We start from the raw sequence: 19,206 nt of genomic DNA, 5'->3' as shown, positions 1-19,206 counted from the left end.
GGCCGCCGGACGACCCCCTGCCGCCCCCGGCCCGGATCTGCCGGCGGGCTCCGATCCGTCGGCCGGGCCGGGGCGATCCGGCCCCCGCGACGGGTTCCGCGTGCCATGATGCGGCTCCGGCGGAGAGGTCGATGCGCCGCCGGAGCTGTGGGAAACGGCGACACGCTGGGGGGCGTATGGAAAGCACGGGTACGGTGCTGCGTGAACTGCGCGGGGCGCAGAAGTCGGCCAAGGGGGTCTCGCTCTACTCGCGGTACGTGAACCGGCCGGCCGGCCGGATCTTCGCGGCCGTCGCCTTCCGGCTGGGCATGACGCCCAATCAAGTCACAGCGGTCAGTGCGGTGTTCACCTTCGCCGCGCTCGCGTCCGTGGCCCTGTCCAAGCCCACGTGGCCACTGGCCGTCCTGGTCTACCTGGGGCTGGCCGTGGGTTTCGCCCTGGACTCGGCCGACGGTCAGCTCGCCCGGCTCACCGGCCGGGGAGGCCCCGACGGCGAATGGCTCGACCACGTCGTCGACTGCGCCAAGATGATCCTCGTCCACACCGTCGTACTGATCTCGTTCCACCGCTACTTCGCCCTGCCGGCCGACGGCTGGCTGCTCCTGCCGCTCGGCTTCCTGTTCGTGGCCGTGCTGACCTTCTGCGCGGGGCTGCTGCGTGAACAGCTCGGCAGGGCCGCCGCCCGCCCCGGGCCGGCCGGTGGCGCCGGGCCCGTGCCGGCGGTCTCGAGACTGCGGGCCGTGGCGCTGCTGCCGGCCGACTACGGGGTGTTCTGCCTGGTGTTCCTGCTGCTCGGCGACGAGACGGCGTTCCGTATCGGCTATGCCGTGCTCGCCGCCGTGCACGCGCTGTTCCTGGTGGCGTTCCTCGTCAAGTGGTTCAGGGAGCTGAAAGCGCTCCGGGCAGGCTGACCAGCGAGTCCAGCGCCCGGCGCAGCTGGGTGCTGGACGTGTGCACGGTGTACGGGAAGTAGACGACCTCCACGCCGACCTCGGCGAAGTCGCGTTCGAGCCGTTTGCCCTTCTCCGTGTCCCGCCAGTCGTCCCCCTTGAAGATGACGTCGAACCTGACCTGCTGCCAGGTCTCCACCTTGTCGGGGACGGTCTCGACGAACGCGGCGTCCACGTACCGGACGCTCCGTACGATCTCCAGCCGCTCCGGCAGCGGAATGACCGGTCTGTGGCCCTTCGCGAGCGCGGCCATCTCGTCCGAGACGACCCCCGCGACCAGGTAGTCGCACTGGCTGCGGGCATGCCGCAGAATGTTGAGGTGACCTACGTGGAACAGGTCGTAGACACCCGGCGCGTAGCCGACCCTGTGCACCATCCGTTCTCTCCCCCCACGGTGAACGTGATGTCCGTGTCCCGCCGGCCGGTTTCCGGACATCGCATCCGGTCCGGTGGGATATCGGTATCGGTGTTGATCGTGCAACGACCTTACTGTGAAGACCACTTGCGCATCTCGTGAACGGATAAGCTCACTTTTGGGGCTGTTCCTTGGGGGGAACACAGGTGGCTCCGAGGGGGAGGCGACCGTCCGATGCCGGACACGGATCAGCACAGGCTGTTTCAGCACCGCCGTCTGCTGGTGGTCTCGACGAACTACGCACCGGAGCTGACCGGGATCGGACCGTACGCCGCGCAACTCGCGGAACACTGGGCCGCGTCCGGGGCCGAGACCCATGTGCTGACCGGTATGCCGCACTACCCGTCCTGGCGGACCGAGCCGGAGTACCGGGGTGTGTGGCGGGCCGACGAGGAGCGCTCGGGGGTGACGGTCCACCGGCGAAGACACTATGTGCCGCCCCGTCAGAGCGCCCTGAAACGAGCCGCGTTCGAGGCGTCGGTCCTCGCACACGGGCTGGTCGCACCGCCCGCGGTCCGGCCGGACGCGGTGATCTCCCAGATGCCGAGCCTCGCGGGCGGCATCCTGGGCGCCCGGCTGGCCCGCCGCCACCGGGTCCCGTACATACCCGTCGTACAGGACCTGATGGGCGCCGCCGCCGCGCAGAGCGGCATCCGCGGCGGCGGCAGGGCGGCGGCGGTGGCGTCCCGGGCCGAGCGGTACGCGCTGCGCGCCGCCTCGCTCGTCGGCGTCATCCACGAGAGCTTCGTGCCCCGGGTCACCGCCTACGGAGTCGACCCCGGGCGCATCCGGCTGGTCCCCAACTGGAGTCACGTACAAGCGCCTTCGGCCGACCGGGCCGCGACCAGGGCGCGCCTGGGCTGGCGCGAGGGCACCCCGGTGGTGCTGCACTCCGGCAACATGGGACTCAAGCAAGGCCTTGAGGTCCTCGTCGACGCGGCCCGGCTCGCCCCCGGGATACGCATCGTGCTGATGGGCGACGGCAACCAGCGCGAAGCGCTGCTGGCCCGCGCGGCAGGGCTGCCCAACCTCGACTTCCTGCCGGCGGCGGGGGCGGACGAGTTCACCGACGTCCTGGCCGCCGCCGACGTCCTCGCGGTGACCCAGCGCGCATCCGTCCTCGACATGAGCGTGCCCTCCAAGCTGACCTCGTACTTCGTCTCGGGCCGCCCCGTCGTCGCCTCCGTGGCGGACGAGGGGGGCACCGCCCAGGAGGTGCAGCGCTCCGGCGCCGGGCTCCTCGTCGCCCCCGAGGACCCGGCCGCCGTGCTCGCGGCCGTCCGCAAGCTCGTCGAGCAGCCCGCCGCCGCCGACGAGCTCGGCGCCAACGGACCCCGCTACGTGGCACGTCACCTCGGCCGGGAAGCCGGTCTCGCCCGCTTCGACGCACTGCTCACCGAGGTCCTTCAGGACGCCCAAGGGAGACCACGCAGATGACCCAGCAGATCCGCGCCCTGGAGGACCAGGACGAACCCGCGCTGCTGAGGGACCAGTTCCGGCAGCTCCTGCGCTACCGCGCGCTGCTCGCGTGCGGCGTGGTCGTCGGACTGCTCGGCGGCGGCTGGCTCGCCCTGAGCGGCGAGGACACCTACACCTCCACCGGTGAGGTGTCGGTGCGCTCGGCCACCTCGGACCCGTTCGCCGCGGGAGCGTCGGCCGACAAGGGCATCAACATCGGCTCCGAACGCCAGACCGCGGTCAGCGACGCCGTGGGCACCGTGGCCGTCGGCTCGCTGGTCAAGCACGGCGACCGGGTGGAGGTCGGAAAGCTGCTGACCGGCCTCCAGGTCACCAACCCGCCCAACACCCTGGTGCTCAGGTTCTCCTACACCGACCGCGACCCCGAACAGGCCAGGGCGCGGGCCCAGGCACTCGCCGACGCCTACCTGGAGATCCGCAGGGAGCGCACCGAGAACAGCATCGACAACATGGTCGACGGCTACCGGGCCCAGCTCAAGCCGCTCACCGAACAGCGCGACCGGCTGGCCGAGCAGGAGACCGGCACCGCCGGCAGCGACGTCACCAGCGCCCGCGCCAACCTGATCGTCGCCATCTCCGGACTCAGCCAGAAGATCTCGGAGCTGCGCGCCCTGGACACCACACCCGGCTATCTGAACAAGAAGCCGGTCGCCCCGCAGCGGCCCACCGGCGCGGGGCTGCCCCTGCTCCTCGGACTCGGCGGCGTCGTCGGGCTCGCGCTCGGCCTGCTGCTCTCCTGGGTACGGCTCGTCTTCGACCCGGCCGTCCGCTCCACCAGGGAACTCGTCCGCTCGCTCGGTGCCCCGCTGCTCGGCACCCTGCCCAGGGAACGCGCCTCGGCGGGCCAGCTGCTCGCCATCGGACGCGCCGGCAGCCGGCTGGCGGAGGAGTACCGGGCGGTGGCCTTCCGCCTCGCGTACGACCCCTCGTTCGCCGAGCGCCGGCGGTTCCTGGTCACGGCCCCGCGCGGGGACAACGACATGGCCGCCGCCGCCGCGGTCAACCTGGCGGCGGCCTTCGCCGAGATGGGGCGCGACGTCCTGCTGGTCGAAGCCGATCTGCGCACCCCGTCACTGGCCAGGGACCTCGGCCCCGCCGTCCAGGGCGGCCGGCCGCGCTGGGCCGCGGAGCGCGACGGGCGGGGCTGGCCGTCGGACAGCCGCACCAACGTGGACGTGCCCGGATCGGGGGCCTTCACCCTGATCGCGGGCCGCCGGACCGACAACGTGCCCCGCGCCCTGACCTCCGCGCCCGTCGGCCGGATCGTCGCGGAGGGCGGCCGGCCCGGAGCCGTCGTCATCGTGCTGACCCCGCCCGTCCTCTCGTACGCCGACGCCGTCGCGCTCATCGACCGGGTGGAGGGCGTCGTGGTGGTCTGCGACCCGCGCGAGGTGCACCGCAGCGACCTGGAGCGGATCCGCGAGATCATCGGCGCCGCCGGCGGGTCCGTGCTCGGCACCCTGCTGCACCCCGGCCGCGGACGGCTGGAGCGCCGGGCGCACCGGAAGGCGGCCAAACGCCGAGCCCGCGGCCGGCAGACCCCCGGACCGGGGCGCGACGGGCAGGACGGCCGCGGACATCCGGACGGACCCGACCGGACCGACGGCGGACGTGCGGGCGACCCCACCGAGACGCTCGGCCTGCGCACCCTGGAGGGCGGCACCCGGCCGGGCAGCGGCCACAACGGCGGCAGCGACCACAGCAGCACCGCGGGACGCAGATGAGGGCACGCACCGCGATCGCCTGCTCGGTCGCGGACCAGGGGGTGGCGGCACTCACCAACATCCTGGTCCTGGTGGTGGCGGCCCGGCTCTCCACCGTCGCCGACTTCGCCCGGTTCTCCGGCGTCTACCTGGTCTTCACCGTGCTGCTCGGCGTCTTCGGCGCCTACACCGGACAGCCGCTGGTGCTGCGCCGCGGCGCGGGCGAGGAGACACGCGGCGCCTGCCGCTCGGCGGTCGGTTTCACCCTGATCGTCTCGGCCGTCCTCGGCGGGCTGCTCGCAGCGGTCTGCGCGGCACTCGCGGGGGACACGGCACGGGCCCTGATGATGCTGGGACTCGTGCTGCCCGTCGTCCTCGGACAGGACACGGCCCGCTACGCCTTCGCCACGCTCCAGGCACAGCACCTGGCCCTCGCCGCGGACACGCTCCGGCTGGTCTGCGTGCTCGGCGCCCTGACCGTACAGCCGCACGGCACCTCGGCCGCCCGGCTCGTCACCGTCTGGGGCCTGTCCGCACTGCCCGCGCTCCTGCTGTCCGTCACCGTGCTGCACCGCCGGACCGCCGGAACGTCCCTGCTGCTGACGCCCCTGCTGCGGCGCGGGCACCTGGGCCGGCGGTTCGTCGTCGAGTTCGGGGTGGGCAACGCCACCAGCCAGCTCTCCGTCCTCGGCCTGGGCGTCGTCGGCAACCCCCTCGTCGTCGGCGCGCTGCGCGGCGCGACCACCCTCTTCGGCCCGCTGAACGTACTGTTCACCTCCGCCACCGGCTTCGGCCCGCCACTGCTCGGGCGGCTCGCCACCGACCGGCTCAGGGTGCGGGCCACCGCGGCCCTGGCCGCCGTACTGGCGGCGACCGCCGCGGGCTGGGCCACCGTCCTCGCCCTGCTGCCCGCATCGGCGGGCCGCCATCTGCTCGGCGACACCTGGCCCACGGCGGCGGCGCTGCTCCCCGCGACCGGCAGCCAGTACGCGGCGATGGCCGTCGGCACCTGCGGGCTGCTGGCGCTGAGACTGCTCGACCCGCGCACCACGCTCTCCATCCAGGTGGTCTTCTCGCTCGCCGCGGTGGCCTTCCTGACCGGGGGATACGTGCTCGGCGGGGTACCGGGCGCCGCCTGGGGCCTCTGCCTGGGCTCCGTCTGCAAGGCGGTCGCCACCTGGACCCGGGTGGCGCGGCTGACCCGGCGGGGCGCCGCGGGACGGGCCCCGGTCAGTGCGACCGCTGTCCGTTCCGGTCCCTGAGACTCGTGACCAGCGCCAGACACAGCGCGGCGATGGCCAGCTTCCCGGCCGCCTGCAACAGCGGGCCGCGCAGCAGGATGAAGGTGTACCCGGCGATCAGCGGAGCCGCGATGGCAAGGACGCTGCCGGGCCCCGGACCGTCCCGGGAGACCGCCCGCGCGTACCGGCGGTCGGTGCGCGCGGCCGCGTACCCGATCACGGCGAAGCCGCCGATCATGCCCGGGGCGCCGAAGTCGACCCACAGTTCGGTCCACAGCGGCGCCGAGAGGTTGGTCATGTTCATCCCCATCCACTGCCCGACCCGCACCCCGGTGTCCTCCGGCTTCCCGCTCCACGCCGCCCGTGGCACGAAGAAGAAGGCGGAGCCCGCCAGTTGGCGGCCGTAGGTGTGGCCCCGGGTGTCGACCCAGGAGATGGTGTTGGCGAACATGACCGTCTGGTCGTAGTCCTTGGTGGCCAGCGGCTCGAAGACCGAGGACGACTGCACCGGCCGGTACCCGGAGTCGTCGTAGCGGAACCGGTCGGCGTACGGGAACAGCACCAGGGCCCCGATCACGCCCATCGCCAGCACCGAGCGGTACATCGCCGCACTGGCCGGGAACGCGGTGAACAGCAGCGAGACCAGCACCGTCAGGAACCAGTAACGGGCATTGGAGACCGGGTTGTTCACGACCAGGTTCACGACCAGCAGCGCGAACCAGACCAGCACGGAGGACGGCGAGCGCCGGGCCCGGCGCGAGGTGACCAGCCGCCGGGTGTAGAAGAGCAGCGCGAGCAGGACCGGAACCGTGCCGAACCCCTTGAGGAACGCCGACCCCACATTCGACCCGCCGGACACCACCCCGCTCTCCGCGACCGAGGCGCTGATCTCCTGCCTGCTGGAGAAGAAGACCGCGGGCCCGCCGAGCTTCAGCACGTAGTACGCGCTCGCCGCGAACGCCAGCAGCACCAGCAGCCGCAGCCGGACCGGGTGCGCGGTGGCCGGACCACCGCTCCCGCGCGCGGTGGTACGCCTGCGCAGCGGACGCCGGGACGCCAGCAGCGCCCCGAGGTCGAACGCGGCGCATCCCACCAGGACGAGCGCGATCGCCGTCACCAGGTCGGAGCGCGGCCCGACCATCGGCGTCGGGGTCTGGCCGATGACCACCTGGGCGAACGGAGCCACCCCCATCGCGATGTACACGAACATCCAGAAGACGCCCTGCAGCAGCCGGCGCCGGGTGGACAGGACCATGGTCGCCAGCCGCGCACCCGAATAGCACGTCAGCACCAACTGCAGCCAGTACGCGGTGTCCCGGACCCCGCTCCCGGGCTGCGCGGCGATCAGCGCCGGCAGGAAGCAGACCAGACCGAGGATGAGCGGCACGGCCATCGCCCGCGACAGCATCGCCCAGGACATCGGCTTGGCGGGCGGCTCGACCGGACGCCGTGGCCCGCTCTCAAGGCCGGGAGCCGACGGCGTCACCCCGTGCACGGACGTCATCTGTTCCCCGTTCCGTGAGCCTGTGAACACTCTAACGAATCAACCCACTTGGGGGGATCTGATGACTAGTCTGGGAACAGCTGCCGAGGTCGAGGGGAACCCTGGTGAAGATCCTGCACGTCGTCACACTGCACACCCCGGACCACGCCTTCGGCGGTCCGACCAGGGTGGCCCTGAACCTCTCCAAGGTCCAGCGCGCCGAGGGGGACGACGCCCGGATCATGGCCCTGGGCGACGGCTTCGACGGCCCGCTGCCGACCCGGGTGGAGGGGGTGCCCGCCCACCTCTACCAGGCCCGCCATCTGCTGCCGAGGTTCGAGGTCAGCGGCATCACCTCAGGGCCGCTGCTGCTGGCCGCGCGCCGGATGATGCGCGGCGCCGACGTCGTCCACGTCCATCTGATGCGCGATCTGGTGACGCTGCCCGCCGGGCTGCTGGCGCTGGCCTCCGGCACCCCGCTGGTCATCCAGACGCACGGCATGGTCGACCCGACCGAGAAGCGGGTGGCACAGCTGACCGATCTGCTGGGCGTACGCAGGGTCCTGCGCGGCGCGGACGCGGTGCTGCACCTCACCGAGACCGAGCGGATCGATGTGAACGCCGTCGCAGCCCCGGTACCGCTCACCCGGACGGTGCGCCTGGTCAACGGCGTACGGCCGCAGGAGCGCAAGCCGGTCCGGGACCCCGCGCGGCCGCCGACGGTGCTCTTCCTCGCCCGGATACAGGAGCGCAAGCGCCCCGAGGACTTCGTCGCCGCGATGCCCGCCGTCCTGGCCGAGCACCCGGACGCCAGGTTCGTGCTGGCGGGCCCTGACACCGGGGCGCTGGCCGGCACGCTGCGGCTGGCCCGTGAGCTGGGCGTGCTGGACTCGCTCGACCACGTCGGACCGCTCGGCCACGAAGAGGTGCTGGCGGCCGGGCGGCAGGCCGATGTGTACGTCCTTCCGTCGATCGAGGAGCCCCTCGGCGTCTCGGTCCTCGAAGCGATGTCCGTCGGCACCCCCGTGGTCATCACCCGCACCTGCGGCCTCGGGCCCGACGTGGCGCGGGCCGGTGCGGGCCGGGTGATCGACAGCCGGCCCGGCGAGGACGCGGCCAACGCGCGGAAGGTCGCGCGGGCGGTCCTGGAACTGCTGGAGCCCAAGGCCAACGCCGAGGCGGGGCAGGCCGCCTGGGAGCTGGTCGGTGAGCACTTCACCATCGACGTCGTGACCCGGACGCTCCGGCGGACCTACGAGAGCGTGGTCCGCCGGAAGCGCCGGTGACTCAAGGAGCGGGCACCTCGCGCGACTTCAGGGCGATCTGCCACCGGTAGAAGCTCATCGCCAGGGCGAAGTCGAGGCCCGCCCGCCCGTCCAGGAAGCCCCGCCGGTACACGTACATGTACGCGAAGGACACCAGCGGCTTGAACGGCGCCTTGTGGAACAGCTGCCCCTGGCGGGACTTGACCCGGCGCACCTGCTCCTTGACCTCGGGATGGTGCTCCAGCCACGCCTCCCAGTCCGAGTACCGATTGTGCCGCTCGAACCAGGCGGTCACCGGGTCGAGATCCTGGTGCTCGATCGGACCGCGCAGGGACCCGGCGCTCTCCGCGACCGGCTGGTAGTGGCCCTCGACCTCGCCGATGCCGGGCGCGTCGAGATCCCCCACCTCCGGGTACCGGCTGCGGGTGCGGTCGGTCAGCGACCGCTTGCGGATGGTGTAGCCGTGCCGCAGCCGCTTCCCGGAGAACCAGTACCCGAGCGGAATGTCGTACGCGGCGGGCTTCTGCGCGTCCGGATCGGCGAAGACCTGCCGCAGCTCGGCCAGCAGGCCGGGGCTCAGCCGCTCGTCCCCGTCGAGCAGCAGGATCCAGTCCAGGTCCGTGCGGACATGGTCCAGGCACCACTGCTTCTTCCGGGGATGCCCGCCGTCCCAGGTGTACATGACGACCTCGGCCCCGCACTCCGCGGCGATCTTCGCCGTGTCGTCCGTACTGTGCGAGTCGACCACCACGACCGCCTCGAAGTGGCCGAGGACCGACTTCACCGCCTCGGCGATGTTGAGCCCCTCGTTCTTCGTGGGGATCGCCACGGCGATCGGCAGCTTGTTCATCCGTTGTCTCCTTCGGGCAGCCAGGCGTAGCAGCCTGTGGAGGTGAAGGCGCGGGCCGTCTTTGGGATCGTGATGCGGGTCCGCTTCCCGTCGTCCGTGGATCCCGACGCCAGGTTCTTGCCGTTCGCCCCGGTGATCTCCCAGCCGCAGTTCTTCGTGGGTGCGACATCGCGGTAGCGGCCCGGCCGGAGGTGCGCGCCCTTGTACGTGCCGTCGGGGTACGCCCGCGAAGCCTGTTCCACGATCTCCTTGTGCTGGGTGCACAGATGCGTGACGGCGGGCTCCGCGTCGGCGATCTCGCCGGTGGCCACGGCGCCGACGGCGGTGTCGCGGTCGACCTTGACCAGGTACGTCAGCCGGTCGCAGGTCTCCTGGCCGGTCTGGAGGACCGCCGCCGGGTCCATGCCCTTGGGAACCCGGTCGACCAGGTACTTCTTCTGCTTCTTGGTGAACGTGCCGGTGGCCGGGGTGAGTTGGTCGGTCGGGGTCTTCGGCGGCTCGCTGGACCGTGATGCCCGAGGGCCCTTGGAAGCGGAGCCGTCCGGCTCCGCGGGCGCGCCGGCCACCGGCCCCGCCGTGGCCGCGGGACCGGTGGCCGCCGCCTTCTCGGCGCCGTTGTCGGACGACGAGCCGCAGGCGGCCAGCGCCGCCGTCGTGAGTACGACGACGGCGCCGGCCAGGAACGGAGATCTCATCCACCCGTCCTCAGGGCGTAGTGGGCACTGACCTGGGCGGCGCTCAGCGCGGTCGGGTACACGGCGGTCTCGTCGATCTGTCCGGCGAAGAAGTCGCTCGTCGGACGGTTCGGCCAGGTCGCCAGGTTGTCCCCGCCCACCCGCCAGTAGCCGGTGTAGCTCTCGTTCGTGGTGTACTGCGCGTTCGAGGCGCGCAGCTGTCCGTCCACATACAGGGCCATGCCGCCGGAACCCTGGGTGGCGACGACATGGTGCCAGGCGCCGTTGTTGTAGGCCCCGGGTGTGCTGACGGTCCGGCCGCCGCCGTTGTGGGTGCCGAAGGTGAGGTGCCCGTTGTTGAGCATGTACACATGCTTGTCGTACTTGCCGCTGGCTTCCATGGTGTTGGTGCCGAAGCCGATGATCTTCCCGCCCCGGGTCGTCGTCGTCTTGATCCAGGTCTCCACGGAGAACTTCGTGGCCTGGGCGTGGCTCCGGTTGCTGTAGGCGTACTGATTGGTCCCGTTGAACCCGATGGCGGTCGAGGGCCCGGACACGGCCGCCGGGGTCTGCCGGTAGGAGGGCGCGTTGCGCAGGAAGCCGTTGTCCAGACCCGCGCTCGTGTCGGCGGCGAAGGTGGACGTGCCCTCGTCGTAGCGCCAGTACAGGCTCGCTCCGTCGGACAGCACCCTGGCCGGGTAGCTCTCGGCCTTCGCAGCTACGGTCGCACTCACGGCGGGGGACTTGGCGCTGGTGTTGATGCCGTCGCTCGCGGTGATCCGGTACGTGTGCGTCTGGCCCGGTGCCACATCCGTGTCGGTCCACCGCAGCTGCGGACGGTCCCAGAACACCGAGTAGCCCGTCGTCGTGTGCACGGGCGTGCTCGCGCCGTCCTTGTAGATCCGGTAGGTGAGCTCGCCGTCGTCCGTGTCGAAGCTCGTCTGCCAGTTCACGTCCACCTTGTTCGGGGCGACCGTGGAGACGCTGACGTTGGGCACCCAGGGCGCCCCGGTGTCCGGGCCGTCGGCGAAGCGGGTCAGGGCCTGCTGCGGTTTGCTGTTGACGGTGGTGAACTCGCCGCCCACCCACAGGTAGTGATGCCCGCCCTTGTCGGTCTGCGCCATCGTGCGCGGACCGACCGGCTCCCCGATCCCGTCATTGGTGTCCGGGAACCACGGCAGCAGCTTGGGGTCGTCCACGGACTGGGCCAGCAGATGCTTGCGCGGCTGGTCGGGGAACTCACCCATGGAGGCGCAGTCATGGGCGTGACTGCCGCTGTAGAGCACCCCCTTGTGCACCAGGATGGCCTGCGTGGCACCGAGGCAGGTGTCCCGCCACACCTGCTGGAAGGTGCCCAGGTCCAGTGCGATCCGGCCGTCGAAGACACCGCCCCCGGTGCCCTCGTTGGCGGTGTAGAACTTGGTGGCGTCCGAGGTGAGGTCCTGCACCGTCGAGGTGTTCGGGATGAAGCCCGGGTAGCTCTTGTCCAGGGCGCCCGTCGTCGCGTTCACCACCGCGAGCGCGTGTGACGTGGTGCCGTTGACGGTGAAGAAGTCGCCGCCGATCACGACGTGCTGCCCATCGGGAGTGACCTCGACGGCCCGGCCGACCTCGTCCGTGTTGGCGGTCCACGGCTTCAGCGCCGCAGCCGCGGTGACCGCGGCGAACTTCTTCCGGGTCTGCCCCGCGACACTGTTGAAGTCACCGCCGAGATAGACCGTGTCGCCGGTGACGGCGATGGCCCGGACGGTGGCGGAGACGGCGACCTTGAAGTTCGTGCGCGGGGTGCAGGTCGCCGTGTCGATGGCCGCGATGTTGCTCACGCCGACCCCGTTCACCGAACCGAACTGGCCACCCGCGTAAAGGGTTTCGCCGTCGGGGGAGAGGGTGAGCGCCCGCACGGTCGCGGTGCCCGAGGAGAGCGTGAACGACAGGCTGCAGCCGGTCGGCGCACCGGTCGCGGCGTCGAACGCGGCGAAGTTCACCGCGGGCTGTTCGGATGTCCCGGAAGGTGCGCCCGGCGGCCGTACGGTGGAGAACGTGCCGCCCGCGTAGACGACCCCGTCGTCCGACGCGGCCATCGACCAGACGATGCCGTTGGTCTGCCAGGTGGAGAGGTCGTCGGCGGTGAGCGAGACCGGCGCGGTGAGCGCCGTGGCCGGGGAGCCCCCGGCGGCGGCGCTCAGGGCCCCGGCGAGCAGGCAGAGCGCGGCGGCCGAGGCCCGTACCCGGCCGCGGCCACGGGATCTGCGCCCCGTACTTTCGTTCATCATTCAGCTCCGAAGGTGAGAACGAGCTGCGGCCGGTAGGCCGCGGTTGCCACGTCGCCCGACCAGATGCGGAGCGAGTCCGTTCCGCCGCTGGTGAGGGCGAGCGAGTAGGCGGAGCCCAGGGCCCCGCCCAGCGCCGGCGCGTCCAGCTCCACCGAGTAGTCGGTGGAGACGTCGGTCGCGCCGGAGATGGTCCCCAGCACCGTCGGGGCGAGCGACGGCCGGGAGTTGTAGGTGACCGACGACTCGGTCCACGCGCCGGTCACCGGCACGAGGGTGTGGCTCTCGGCCGAGCCCGCCGTGGGGTCCGACGAGGTACGGAAGGTGAGCCGGGCGCTCTTGAGTTCCAGCCCCGCCGGGGCGGCGGGCAGCGCGTACCTGAGGTAGCTCAGATAGGCCGTGGTGCCCCGCGAGGCGAGCTGGTTGTCGTTGTACGTGGTGTTCGCGGCGACGCTGTTGACGTACGCGTCCTCGGCCGGCGTCAGCGTGACCGTGGTGTCCCCGGGGCCCTGCGGGGTGTCCGCCAGATCGTGGTGCGCGGCCACCTGTGCCGCGGTCAGCGCCGACGGATAGATCGCCGTCTCGTCGACCTGCCCCGCGAAATAGGTGCTGGTGGGGCGGTTCGGCCAGCCGTTGGTCATGGCGTCCCCGCCGACCCGCCAGTACCCGTTGTACGAGCGGTTGCCGGCCGTGGTGTTGGAGCCGGCGGACACGCCGTCCACGTACAGCCTCATACCGGACGGTCCCTGGGTGGCCACCGCGTGGTGCCAGGCGTTGTCGTTGTACGAGGCGGCCGAGGTGATGGTCGGGCGGCTGCTGGTGCTGCCGACCTGGACGCCGAAGGCGAGGCGCCCGTTGTCGGTGAGGTAGAGCAGCTTGTCGGAGATCCCGCTGGTGTGCCCCGGCGTGCTTCCGATGTTGTTGCCGAAGCCGACGATCCGGCCGCCCCGGTTCGTGCCCGTACGGAACCAGGTCTCGATGGAGTACGGCGTCGGTGACGTGTAGTGGTGCAGCCGGTCGCTGTGGACGAACTCGTCGGTGCCGTTGAGCGCGAGCGCGGCGGAACCGGCCACGGCGGACGGTGTCGAGCGGTACGAGGGGGCGTTCACGTACACGCCGCCGTCCTCGTTGTCCGAGGCGTCGGCGGCGAACGCCCCGCCCGCCTCGTCGTAGCGCCAGTACAGATCCGCCCCGTCGGCGAGCACCCGCCGCGCGTACGGGCTCGACGAAGCGGCCGCCGTGACCGAGGCGTTGGCGGAGAGCGCACTGGTGTTGGTGCCGTCGCTCGCCGTGATCCGGTAGGAGTAGCTCCGGCCCGCCACGACATCGGTGTCGGTGAAGGTGAGCTGGGGCCTGCTGAAGAAGAGCGAGGAACCGGTCGTGGTGTGGACGGGCGTCGCGCCGCCGTTGCGGTACACCCGGTAGGTCAGAAGGCTGTCGTCCAGGTCCAGGCTGGAGCGCCAGCTGACCCGCACCTCACCGGCCCGCGGCGCCGAGAGGCTCACCACGGGTACGGAGGGCGCCCCGGTGTCCGGCGTGGTGGCGAACCGGGTCAGCGCCTGCTGCGCCACCCCGTTGACCGTGGTGAACTCGCCGCCCACCCAGAGGAAGTCGCGGCCGCCCCGCGACGAGACGGTCAGGGCGCGCGGCCCCACCGGTTCACCGATGCCGTCATTGGTGTCCGGGAGCCAGCCCAGCATGGCCGGATCGTCGACCGACTGGGCGGTGAGGTGCTTGCGGACCTGGTCGGGGAACTCGCCCATGGTCGAGCAGTCGTGGACGTGGCTGCCCGCGTAGAGCACCCCCCGGTAGACCCGCAGGGCCTGAGTGGCGCCCTGACAGGTGTCCCGCCAGCGCTGGTCGAAGGTGTCGAGCCCCATGGCCAGACGGCCGTCGAAGGAGTTACCGCCGGCACCCTCGCCCCCCGCGTACCAGCCGTTGGACGCGGTATCGGTGATGATGTCCTTGATCACGGCGGACGACGGGATGAAGTTGCCGGTGTAGGCACGGGTCAGCGCGCCGGAAGCGGCGCTGACCACCGCGAGGGCGTGCGAGTTCGCGCCGCCCACGGTGAAGAAGTCGCCGCCGATCAGCACGTTCCGCCCGTCCGGGGTGACCTTCAGGGTCCTGCCCGGATCGTCGGCGTCCGGGTTCCAGGAGGTCACCGCACCCGCGGCCGTGACCGCGCCGAAGAAGCGGCGGGTCTGGCTGTTGAGGCTCTGGAAGTCGCCGCCGGCGTAGACGGTTCCGTCCCCCGCCACGTCCAGCGCCCGCACGGTAGCCCCGAAGTTCGGCGCGAAGCCCGGACGCAGTGTGCAGTCGGCGGTGTTGACGGCCACCAGGCCGTTGGCGCCCGTGCCGTTGACCCCGTTGAAGTAACCGCCCACGTACAGCGTGGACTTGTCGGGCGAGACGGCGAGCGCCCGCACGGTCGCCGTGCCGCTGCTCCGGGTGAAGGAGAGCGGGCAGCCGACGGGTGCGCCGGTGGCGGCGTCGAACGCGGCGAAGTTGACGGCCGGGGTGGTGTCGCTGCCCGCCGGGGAGCCGGCCGGGCGCACGCCGGTGAACGTGCCGCCCGCGTAGACGATGCCGTTCGCCTCGGCGAGCGACCAGACGATGCCGTTCGTCTGGTAGGTGGCGAGGTCGTCGGCGGTGAAGCCGACGGGCGGCGTCAGCGCGGCGGCCGGGGGAGCGGTGGCCGCGGACGCGGTGAGCGCCCCGGCCGTGAGCGCGAGGACGGCGCCCAACACCCCGCCGCGCGCCCGTCCCAGACGTCCGGGGCGGTTCACCGGTCCACCCGCACCGCGGCCCCGGTGAGCTGGTCGGCCAGCTGCCGGACATCCGCGTCGACCATGATCCGGGCCAGCTCCCGCGACTTCACGGCAGGTTTCCAGCCGAGCAGTTCCGCCGCCTTGGACGCGTCCCCGATCAGCGCGTCGACCTCGCTGGGGCGCTCGTACTTCGCGTCGTGGCGGACGTGCTCGCGCCAGTCCAGACCGGCGTGCTCGAAGGCGTACTCCAGGAACTGCCGGACGCTGACCCCCTCACCGGTGGCCACCACGTAGTCGTCCGGGGCGTCGCACTGGAGCATCCGCCACATCGCGTCGACGTACTCGGGGGCGTAACCCCAGTCGCGTACCGCGTCCAGGTTGCCCAGATGCAGCCGCGTCTGCAGGCCCGCCTTGATCCGCGCCACCCCGCGAGTGATCTTCCGGGTCACGAAGGTCTCGCCCCGGCGCGGGGACTCGTGGTTGAACAGGATTCCGTTGACCGCGAACATCCCATATGCCTCACGGTAGTTGACCGTCGACCAGTACGAGTAGACCTTCGCGACGCTGTACGGGCTGCGCGGATGGAACGGGGTCCGCTCGTTCTGCGGCGGCGGGTTGGCGCCGAACATCTCCGAGGACGACGCCTGGTAGAGGCGGGTGTCGATGCCGCTGGCGCGCACGGCCTCCAGGAGGCGGATCGTGCCGAGCCCGGTGATGTCCCCCGTGTACAGCGGGGCGTCGAAGGAGACCCGGACATGCGACTGCGCGCCGAGGTTGTAGACCTCGTCGGGCCGGATATCGCGCAGCAGGTTCACCAGGGCGACACCGTCGGCGAGATCGGCGTGATGCAGGACGAAGGAGCGGTCCTCCTCCTCCGGGCCCTGGTAGATGTGGTCGATCCGCTCGGTGTTGAAGCTCGACGAACGGCGGATGAGTCCATGGACCGTGTACCCCTTCTGCAGGAGCAGCTCGGACAGGTACGAACCGTCCTGTCCGGTCACGCCGGTGATGAGCGCGGTCTTCGCCACGTCTCCCCCTTCTGTGGTCGCCCGAGAGGCTGTTGGTCGCCGAAATTTCAGAGTTTGAGCGATCTGCGGTAAAACGTCACCGCGCCATGGAGCTGCTGGCACAATCCGAACCATGACGACTGATCTCCCCGGCCCTCCCCAGGAATCCGTCCCGTCCCTGCTACGACCCGGCGCCCGTGTGTTCGTCGCCGGCCACCGCGGTCTGGTGGGCTCGGCGCTGGTACGCCGTCTCACCGCCGAAGGCCACGAGGCGATCACGCGCGGCCGTGACCGCCTGGACCTGTGCGACGCCGAGCGGACCGCGGCCTTTCTGCGGGACGCGCGGCCGGACGCCGTGGTGCTGGCCGCCGCCAAGGTCGGCGGGATCATGGCCAACAGCACGTACCCGGTGCAGTTCCTGGAGGAGAATCTGCGGATACAGCTGAGCGTGATCGCCGGGGCGCACGCGGCGGGTGTCGAGCGGCTGCTCTTTCTCGGCTCGTCCTGCATCTACCCCAAGCGCGCCCCGCAGCCCATCCCCGAGAGCGCCCTGCTGACCGGCCCGCTGGAGCCGACCAATGAGGCGTACGCGCTCGCGAAGATCGCCGGGATCGTACAGACCCAGTCCTACCGCCGCCAGTACGGTGCCTCGTACATCAGCGCCATGCCCACCAATCTCTACGGACCGGGTGACAACTTCGACCTGGAGACCTCGCACGTCCTGCCCGCGCTGATCCGCCGCTTCCACGTGGCGCAGCGGAGCGGGGCGCCGGCCGTCACGCTCTGGGGCTCCGGAAGCCCCCGGCGTGAATTCCTGCACGTCGACGATCTGGCCGCCGCCTGCGTGCTGCTGCTGGAGCGCTACGACGGCGACGCGCCCGTCAACGTCGGCTCCGGCGAGGATCTGACGATCCGTGAACTCGCGTCGACAGTAGCTGATGTGACGTCCTATCAGGGAATTGTCGAATGGGACGCGACCAAGCCGGACGGCACCCCGCGCAAGCTGCTGGACGTGTCCCGGCTGGCCTCCCTCGGCTTCGCCCCGCGGATCGGGCTGCGTGAGGGAATCGCCGGCACCTACGCGTGGTGGCTCCAGCGGCAGGGCGCCCAGGTCTGACCGGCGGCCGGGGACGGCCTTCCCGGCCGGGTGGGCGGACGCCGTCGCGCCGCCGCCCACCCGGCCCCCTCCCGCTCCTCGCATCCGCTGCCGCCGCTCTCAGTACGCCCCGCGGCCGTCGGTGACGGCGCGCAGCGTACGGGCCATGAGTCCCATGTCCGTGGCCACCGACCAGTTGTCCACGTACCAGAGGTCGAGCGACACGGTCTCCTGCCAGGACAGGTCGGAGCGCCCGCTGACCTGCCACAGGCCGGTCAGCCCCGGTTTGACCGCGAGCCGTCTCAGCTCGCGGTCGTCGTAACGGGACACCTCGTCCGGCAGCGGCGGACGCGGTCCGACCAGGGACATGTCACCCCGCAGGACGTTGAAGAGCTGGGGCAGCTCGTCGAGGGACGAGCGGCGCAGCAGCCGGCCGACGCGGGTGACCCGGGGGTCGCGGCGCATCTTGAACATCGGGCCGTCGGTCTCGTTGGACGGGGCGAGTCGCGCCCGGTGCTGTTCGGCGTCCGCGATCATCGTGCGGAACTTCCACATGGTGAACGGCCGGCTGTGCTGCCCGTGGCGGATCTGCCGGTGGAAGACCGGTCCGCAGGAAGTGAGCCGGACCATCGCCGCGACCAGCAGCATCAGGGGAGCCAGCGCGAGCAGGCCGAGGGCGGCGCCGGTCCGGTCCACCGCGGCCTTGAGCGCGGGCTGCGGTCCCCTTCGCAGCGGCGGCACGATGTGCAGCAGGGTCAGTCCGGCCGCCGACGTCGGGCGGACCCGGCCCGCCGCGATCTCCGAGAGGTGCGACAGCACGGACAGTTCGAGCCCGCCGTCGTGAAGCCCCCAGGACAGCCGCCGTAATCGCTCCTCGGTGAGCCCCTGCCCCGGCACTACCAGGGCCAGGTCGGCGTCGTGCGCGAAGGCCGAGCCCAGCACCGTCGAGGCGTCGTCGTCGGCGGGTGCGGGCGCGAGCCGCCCGGGGACGGGGGCGTCGCAGCTCAGCGCCGCCGTTCCCACGGGTACGGCGGCCACCACGCGGTACCCGTGGTCCGAACGGGAACCGAGCAGCCGCACCGCCCGGTCCACCCCCGCGGCCTCGCCGACCACCAGCACCCGGCGGACCGCCCGCCGCTTCCCCCACCGCGGCAGCTGACGGACCCCGGACACGGCCGTGGTCGCCAGCAGGCCCGGGATCAGGGCCACGACCGCCGCCGCCGGATCGACGGACCCGTCGGACACGGTCCAGAGCACCGCCAGCACGCCGATGAGCAGTAACCAGTCCCCGGACGCGGTCAGCGCCCCGGCCGGGCGGCCCGGCGCCCGGAGCGAGTACCGGCCGCGCGCCGCCCGCACGGCGGACCACACCAGGGCGGCCGCGGCCGCGCAGGCCAGGGCCCCGGGCTCGCCGTCGGTGCGCAGGACGAACCAGCCGGGAAGCCCCAGCCCGAGCAGGTCGAAGCAGATGACGAACGGTAAGTACCGGCCGGGACCGCTCTTGCGGCCGGACCGGGTGGAACGCTCGCGCTGTACGGTCGGGCCCTGCGGCAGCCGGTCGAACTCCTGGCTGCGGGGCCGGTTCGAAGCGGTCCGTGGGCGAGGCGACCCCGCCAGTCCCACGGGTCCTGATCTATCGGATTCGGGTAGCTCGACATGCCCCATGAACCCCCCAGTCACAGTTGCATCTCCACGAACGGGGCGCATCCGCCGATCCTGTGGGACTGACGGATGCGCCCTCGCTCGGTGCACGATATCCACACACGTGCCATTTCGCTGGAGTTCCAGTGAAGTTCAGACATGCGGTGTGAGCCGGAACTCGTCCCGTTCCGTACTGGATCACAGGTTCTGTGCGTGGGTGTCGCTATTTGGCCGGCAGCGGAATCGGCCGGTGTGCGGATATGTACCTCGGTTCCGCCAACTACCTTACGTGGTCGATCGGTTGGTCTGCGCTGTCTGCTCGCCGGACGGCTCCGCGGGGCCGTCTGGGAGAATGCGCTGC

Annotated in this window: 14 protein-coding genes; 6 read left to right on the top strand and 8 right to left on the bottom strand. The window is 71.6% G+C overall.

Annotated features, from left to right (window positions below):
• Nucleotides 1-176 precede the first annotated feature (176 nt).
• Nucleotides 177-911 (top strand): CDP-alcohol phosphatidyltransferase family protein, encoded by a 735-nt coding sequence (locus ACZ6S6_RS23905; RefSeq protein ID WP_362958909.1) that lies wholly within the window; start codon nt 177-179, stop codon nt 909-911.
• Here the strand turns inward: ACZ6S6_RS23905 and ACZ6S6_RS23900 are convergent.
• Nucleotides 880-1,326, bottom strand: a complete 447-nt coding sequence (locus ACZ6S6_RS23900) for an FAD synthase family protein (RefSeq protein ID WP_362958911.1) — start codon at nt 1,324-1,326, stop codon at nt 880-882. The two genes, ACZ6S6_RS23905 and ACZ6S6_RS23900, sit on opposite strands and share 32 nt — an antisense overlap.
• A 213-nt stretch (nt 1,327-1,539) precedes the next feature.
• Between ACZ6S6_RS23900 and ACZ6S6_RS23895 the strand changes: the two genes are divergently transcribed.
• From ACZ6S6_RS23895 to ACZ6S6_RS23885, 3 genes are read left to right on the top strand one after another with little or no spacing between them, the layout of a single operon-like run.
• Nucleotides 1,540-2,802, top strand: a complete 1,263-nt coding sequence (locus tag ACZ6S6_RS23895) for a glycosyltransferase (protein WP_362958913.1) — start codon at nt 1,540-1,542, stop codon at nt 2,800-2,802.
• Nucleotides 2,799-4,568, top strand: a complete 1,770-nt coding sequence (locus ACZ6S6_RS23890; protein WP_469706862.1) for a P-loop NTPase family protein — start codon at nt 2,799-2,801, stop codon at nt 4,566-4,568. Before ACZ6S6_RS23895 ends, ACZ6S6_RS23890 begins: the two co-directional genes overlap by 4 nt.
• A complete protein-coding gene (locus ACZ6S6_RS23885) occupies nt 4,565-5,809 on the top strand; it encodes an MATE family efflux transporter (protein WP_469706861.1) in 1,245 nt (414 codons plus the stop codon). Before ACZ6S6_RS23890 ends, ACZ6S6_RS23885 begins: the two co-directional genes overlap by 4 nt.
• Here ACZ6S6_RS23885 and ACZ6S6_RS23880 read toward each other — a convergent pair.
• Nucleotides 5,778-7,292, bottom strand: coding sequence for a hypothetical protein (locus ACZ6S6_RS23880; RefSeq protein ID WP_469706860.1), 1,515 nt, complete (start codon nt 7,290-7,292; stop codon nt 5,778-5,780). The two genes, ACZ6S6_RS23885 and ACZ6S6_RS23880, sit on opposite strands and share 32 nt — an antisense overlap.
• Before the next feature lie 104 nt (nt 7,293-7,396).
• Between ACZ6S6_RS23880 and ACZ6S6_RS23875 the strand changes: the two genes are divergently transcribed.
• Nucleotides 7,397-8,557 (top strand): glycosyltransferase, encoded by a 1,161-nt coding sequence (locus tag ACZ6S6_RS23875; RefSeq protein ID WP_362958922.1) that lies wholly within the window; start codon nt 7,397-7,399, stop codon nt 8,555-8,557.
• Between the two features lies 1 nt (nt 8,558).
• On the opposite strand, the gene ACZ6S6_RS23870 is transcribed toward ACZ6S6_RS23875, so the two are convergent.
• The 5 genes from ACZ6S6_RS23870 to gmd are packed head-to-tail and all read right to left on the bottom strand — an operon-like array spanning nt 8,559 to nt 16,129.
• Nucleotides 8,559-9,386 carry a glycosyltransferase family 2 protein gene (locus tag ACZ6S6_RS23870; RefSeq protein ID WP_362958925.1) on the bottom strand — a complete coding sequence of 276 codons (828 nt, stop codon included), beginning with the start codon at nt 9,384-9,386 and terminating at the stop codon, nt 8,559-8,561.
• Entirely contained in the window at nt 9,383-10,081 is a 699-nt protein-coding gene (locus ACZ6S6_RS23865; protein WP_469706859.1) for a hypothetical protein, read from the bottom strand. The genes ACZ6S6_RS23870 and ACZ6S6_RS23865 overlap by 4 nt, the downstream gene beginning before the upstream one ends.
• Nucleotides 10,078-12,330, bottom strand: a complete 2,253-nt coding sequence (locus tag ACZ6S6_RS23860; protein WP_469706858.1) for a LamG-like jellyroll fold domain-containing protein — start codon at nt 12,328-12,330, stop codon at nt 10,078-10,080. Before ACZ6S6_RS23860 ends, ACZ6S6_RS23865 begins: the two co-directional genes overlap by 4 nt.
• Complete coding sequence (locus ACZ6S6_RS23855; protein WP_469706857.1) at nt 12,330-15,119, bottom strand: LamG-like jellyroll fold domain-containing protein; 2,790 nt, start codon at nt 15,117-15,119, stop codon at nt 12,330-12,332. The genes ACZ6S6_RS23860 and ACZ6S6_RS23855 overlap by 1 nt, the downstream gene beginning before the upstream one ends.
• Nucleotides 15,116-16,129, bottom strand: a complete 1,014-nt coding sequence (gmd, locus tag ACZ6S6_RS23850; protein ID WP_362958936.1) for a GDP-mannose 4,6-dehydratase — start codon at nt 16,127-16,129, stop codon at nt 15,116-15,118. Before gmd ends, ACZ6S6_RS23855 begins: the two co-directional genes overlap by 4 nt.
• A gap of 112 nt (nt 16,130-16,241) precedes the next feature.
• Here gmd and ACZ6S6_RS23845 point away from each other — a divergent pair, with 112 nt between their 5' ends.
• Nucleotides 16,242-17,225 carry a GDP-L-fucose synthase family protein gene (locus tag ACZ6S6_RS23845; RefSeq protein WP_362958939.1) on the top strand — a complete coding sequence of 328 codons (984 nt, stop codon included), beginning with the start codon at nt 16,242-16,244 and terminating at the stop codon, nt 17,223-17,225.
• 99 nt (nt 17,226-17,324) lie between these two features.
• Here the strand turns inward: ACZ6S6_RS23845 and ACZ6S6_RS23840 are convergent, their stop codons facing one another.
• Nucleotides 17,325-18,827, bottom strand: coding sequence for an exopolysaccharide biosynthesis polyprenyl glycosylphosphotransferase (locus tag ACZ6S6_RS23840; RefSeq protein WP_469706856.1), 1,503 nt, complete (start codon nt 18,825-18,827; stop codon nt 17,325-17,327).
• Nucleotides 18,828-19,206 lie beyond the last annotated feature (379 nt).

This window comes from Streptomyces sp. NPDC048671 (genome assembly GCF_055587045.1).
Note: the sequence above shows the minus strand (reverse complement) of the source record. Positions and strands in the feature narration are given on the sequence as shown.

Coding starts and splice junctions, on each gene's coding strand:
- ACZ6S6_RS23885 (WP_469706861.1), top strand. CDS start 4,565: ATGAGGGCACGCACCGCGATCGCCTGCTCGGTCGCGGACCAGGGGGTG.
- ACZ6S6_RS23845 (WP_362958939.1), top strand. CDS start 16,242: ATGACGACTGATCTCCCCGGCCCTCCCCAGGAATCCGTCCCGTCCCTG.
- ACZ6S6_RS23880 (WP_469706860.1), bottom strand. CDS start 7,292: ATGACGTCCGTGCACGGGGTGACGCCGTCGGCTCCCGGCCTTGAGAGC.
- ACZ6S6_RS23890 (WP_469706862.1), top strand. CDS start 2,799: ATGACCCAGCAGATCCGCGCCCTGGAGGACCAGGACGAACCCGCGCTG.
- ACZ6S6_RS23870 (WP_362958925.1), bottom strand. CDS start 9,386: ATGAACAAGCTGCCGATCGCCGTGGCGATCCCCACGAAGAACGAGGGG.
- ACZ6S6_RS23865 (WP_469706859.1), bottom strand. CDS start 10,081: ATGAGATCTCCGTTCCTGGCCGGCGCCGTCGTCGTACTCACGACGGCG.
- ACZ6S6_RS23860 (WP_469706858.1), bottom strand. CDS start 12,330: ATGAACGAAAGTACGGGGCGCAGATCCCGTGGCCGCGGCCGGGTACGG.
- ACZ6S6_RS23900 (WP_362958911.1), bottom strand. CDS start 1,326: ATGGTGCACAGGGTCGGCTACGCGCCGGGTGTCTACGACCTGTTCCAC.
- ACZ6S6_RS23905 (WP_362958909.1), top strand. CDS start 177: ATGGAAAGCACGGGTACGGTGCTGCGTGAACTGCGCGGGGCGCAGAAG.
- ACZ6S6_RS23895 (WP_362958913.1), top strand. CDS start 1,540: ATGCCGGACACGGATCAGCACAGGCTGTTTCAGCACCGCCGTCTGCTG.